Source organism: Catellatospora sp. NPDC049609 (assembly GCF_040675365.1).
In the GTDB taxonomy this organism is placed as follows: domain Bacteria; phylum Actinomycetota; class Actinomycetes; order Mycobacteriales; family Micromonosporaceae; genus Catellatospora.
Genome location: NZ_JBFAOU010000356.1, coordinates 1 through 3,615, shown reverse-complemented (window position 1 = coordinate 3,615; position 3,615 = coordinate 1). Strand labels below are relative to the sequence as shown.

General features: G+C 72.7%; 3 protein-coding genes. 1 reads left to right on the top strand and 2 read right to left on the bottom strand.

Annotated elements, in window-relative coordinates; genetic code table 11:
* On the bottom strand, positions 1-919 hold a 919-nt coding region (locus tag AB0J67_RS39870), incomplete at its 3' end, for a glycosyl hydrolase family 18 protein (protein WP_363490816.1).
* Positions 920-1,147: 228 nt separating this feature from the next.
* On the opposite strand from AB0J67_RS39870, the gene AB0J67_RS39865 reads away from it, so the two are divergent.
* The gene (locus AB0J67_RS39865) at positions 1,148-2,008 is read left to right on the top strand and encodes an NAD-dependent protein deacetylase (RefSeq protein ID WP_363490815.1); all 861 of its coding nucleotides are present in this window, start codon (positions 1,148-1,150) and stop codon (positions 2,006-2,008) included.
* A gap of 171 nt (positions 2,009-2,179) precedes the next feature.
* Here the strand turns inward: AB0J67_RS39865 and AB0J67_RS39860 are convergent, their stop codons facing one another.
* Positions 2,180-3,424 (bottom strand): FAD-binding protein, encoded by a 1,245-nt coding sequence (locus AB0J67_RS39860; RefSeq protein ID WP_363490813.1) that lies wholly within the window; start codon positions 3,422-3,424, stop codon positions 2,180-2,182.
* Positions 3,425-3,615: the final 191 nt, after the last annotated feature.

The window sequence follows — 3,615 nt, the reverse complement described above, 5'->3', positions numbered from 1 at the left end:
CGAACGCGGTCGGGTTGGCCGCGGCCTGGCCGAAGCCGCCGGACCAGGTCCAGCCGCCGAACGACCACAGGATCTTGATGTTCGGGTACTGCCGCTTGAGCTTGCGCAGCTGGTTGAAGCTGCCGCGCAGCGCGCCCGCGTCCCAGGTGTCGGCGACGCCGTCGATGCTTTCCGCCGCGGTGTACGCGCGGTCGTAGTCGGCGTACGCGTCACCGATGGTGCAGGCGCCGCCGGACACGTTGCCGAACGCATAGTTGATGTGCGTCAGCTTCGCGGCCGAGCCGCTGGTCGCGATGTTCTTCACGTGGTAGGCGCGCTGGTAGACGCCCCAGTTCACGAAGTAGCCGAGCAGCTTGCGGCCGCCGGGCGGCGGTGGCGACTGGCTGGGCGGGTTCGATGGGGGCGCGGACGGCGAGGCCGACGGCGGCCGCGGTGAGCTGGGCGCCACGGTCGGGGTGGGCGGGTTGCTCGGCGGGGTGCCGGGGCCGTCGAGCGAGAAGTCGTCTGCCTGGTAGGCGGGCTGGCCGTACCAGCCGTGCACGTTGACGGTCAGCGAGGTCTGGCTCGCGCCGGTGGTGAGGTTGAGGCTGAGCTTGGTCCAGGCGCCGGAGGCGGCCGGGTTCCAGGTCTCGGTGCCGCCGGTGTAGCCGAGGTAGACGTACCCGCCGCCGCCGCGCACCCAGGCGCTGAGCACGTACGCGGTGTTGGGCAGGACGGTGACGGTCTGGCTGCACTGGGCGTGGTTGCCGGCGTTCGGCGCGCCCTGCAGGGCCCGGGTGCCGGCGTGCACGGGGGTGGTGACGACGCTGCCGAGCCCGGCGCTGCAGCTCCAGGGGGACAGGCTGCCGCTTTCCAGGCCCGGGTTGGCGATCAGGTTGGCCGCCGAGGCGGACGAGGAGATCGTGAGCGAGACGCCCATCGCGACGACGGTGGCGGCCGAGGCCGCCAGTATCCGGGTGCGAAGGCTTTGAACTGGGCGTTTCATGATGTACCACCTACCTTGGGTGTGCAGGCTGTGTCATGTAATCGCCAACATAAATTAAACAAACCTAATAGTAAAGATTACTTTCGATGATTCAATTCGAGATGATCAATTGTTGGGTCCCGTCCCAGGTGGCGGCCCGCGGGCGCGTGGCAGCATGGCAGGGTGTACGGCATGAATGAGCGCGTCGCAGAGCTCGCCCGGATGATGGCGGGCGGCGACGTCGCGGTGCTCAGCGGCGCCGGGCTGTCCACCGAGTCCGGCATTCCCGACTACCGCGGGCCCGACGGCGTGCAGCGCCGCACCGCCCCCATGACCTACCAGGCGTTCACCCGCGAGCCCGGCTCGCGGGTGCGCTACTGGGCCCGCAGCCACCTCGGCTGGCGCACGATCGCGCGCGCCTCGCCCAACGCCGGGCACGCCGCCGTCGCCGCGCTGCAACGCCAGGGCCTGCTGGCCGGCATCGTCACCCAGAACGTCGACGGCCTGCACCAGGCCGCCGGCGCCACCGGCGTGGTCGAGCTGCACGGCAGCCTGGACCGGGTGATCTGCCTGGGCTGCGGCGAGATCAGCGCCCGGCAGGAGCTGCACCGGCGGCTGCACGCCGCCAACCCCGGCTTCCAGGCCCGGATCACCGCGGTGCACCCGGACGGCGACGTCGAGTTCGGCGACGACGAGCTAGCCGGCTTCCGCACCGTGGACTGCGTCGGCTGCGACGGCGGCATGCTCAAGCCCGACGTGGTCTTCTTCGGCGAGACCGTCCCCGCCCCACGCGTGCAGGAGTGCTTCGACCTGGTCGAGCGCTCCCGGCTGCTGCTGGTGCTCGGCTCGTCGTTGACGGTCATGTCCGGCCGCCGCTTCGTCATCCGCGCGGTCAAGCTCGGCATCCCGGTCGCCATCGTCAACCGCGGCCGGACCCGCTCCGACGACCAGGCCGCCCTCACCGTCGACGCCCCGCTCGGCCAGGTCCTGCCCGCCCTCGTCCACCGCCTCGCCGGCCGCCGCCTCACCGAAACCCTCGCCTGACCGCCCACCCGCCCGGCCCGGCGCCTGTCCGGCCCGAGTGCGCCCGCACCGCCGCGCGTCCGGCCGGAGCCCGATGATCGTTCGACTTGCCTGGCACATGGGCGTATGAGCGCCCAAGATACGCCCAGGTGCCTGGCAAGTCGGGTGATCTAGCGCGGCCGAGGGGGAGGGTCAGGCGGGGAGGTAGCGGTCGAGGAAGGCGTTGCGGAAGCGGCCCTCGGGGTCGAGGCGGGCGGCCAGCTCGGCGAAGTGCGGCAGGCGGGGGTACTGCGCGCGTACCGCCGCGGGGTCGACGCCGAAGACCTTGCCCCAGTGGGGGCGGGCGCCCAGCGGGAGCAGGCGGTCCTCGACCGCGCCGACGACCGGCGCCACCGCGGCGTCGTCGGCGATCCAGGTGAAGTGGAAGGCGATGCTGTCGCGCCCGTACGCGGGACTCAGCCACAGCCGGTCCGCGGCGATGCTGCGGATCTCCGACACCTGCAGCACTGGCGCGATGCGCGCGGCGATCCCGTCGAGCGCGGCGAACGCCTCCAGCGCCCGCTCGCGCGGCACGAAGTACTCCGACTGCAGCTCGGCCCCCGCGCTGGGGGTGAAGTCGAGCCGGAAGTGCGGCAGCCGCTCGTGCCACGGGCCGGGCTCGCCCTGCTGCGCGGTGCAGTTCACCGGCGACATGGTCACGATCGGGTGGCGCGGCCCGTCGGCCGGGCGGGCCCCGAACAGGTCGGCGGGCGGCGCGGGCTCGCCGGCGAGCTGCTTGACCCAGACCTGCTCGATGTCGCGCCCGCGCCAGCGGGTGAACAGGCTGACGCTGTACGCCGCACCGAACACCTCGTCGAAGTGCTCCTCCAGCGACGCGCGCGGCAGGTCCTCGTACACGTGCTGGCGCACCTCGAACGCGGGCACCAGATCCAGGTTCAGCGCGGTGACCACGCCCAGCGCGCCCAGCGACACCACGCTGCCCGGCAGCACGTCGCCGCCGATGGTGGTCAGCTCCCCGTCGGCGGTGACCAGCTCGATCCCGGACACGGCGGTGGCCAGGTTGCCGTTGCGGTCACCGGAGCCGTGGGTGCCCGTGGCGACCGCGCCCGCGATGGAGATGTGCGGCAGCGAGCCGAGGTTGTGCAGCGCGAACCCGTGCTTGTGCAGGTGCGGCGCGAGCTCGCCGTAGCGGGTGCCGGCCGAGACGCGCACCGTGGCGCGGGCGCTGTCCAGCTCGATGACGCGCGGCAGGCGGGTCGTGGCGACCAGGTCGTGCGGGGTGTCGGCGATGCGGTTGAAGGAGTGTCCGGTGCCCAGGGCCCGCACCCGGCGCGCGCCCGCCACCGCGGCGCGCAGCTCGTCCACGGTGGTGGGGCGGTGCAGCCGCGCCGCGCCGAACACGACGTTGCCGGCCCAGTTGGTCACCTCTGTCGACATGGCTAGTCAGCCTAGATCAGGCCCGGACGGCGCGGCATCGTCCGAATTGATCGCGCGTGGCGCCGATGTGCCCGCATTCGGGGAGGCGGCGGGGTCGGCCGAGTCGGTGCCCGGCGCGTCGACCCGCCTGAACGTGCCCGCCGTCGACGAGCGCTACGCCCCGCTGCTGGAGATCCTCCCGCTGCAGCAGC

What these genes read in the sequence shown, in the direction of transcription:
- AB0J67_RS39860 (WP_363490813.1), bottom strand. Translation starts at nt 3,424, where the DNA reads ATGTCGACAGAGGTGACCAACTGGGCCGGCAACGTCGTGTTCGGCGCG.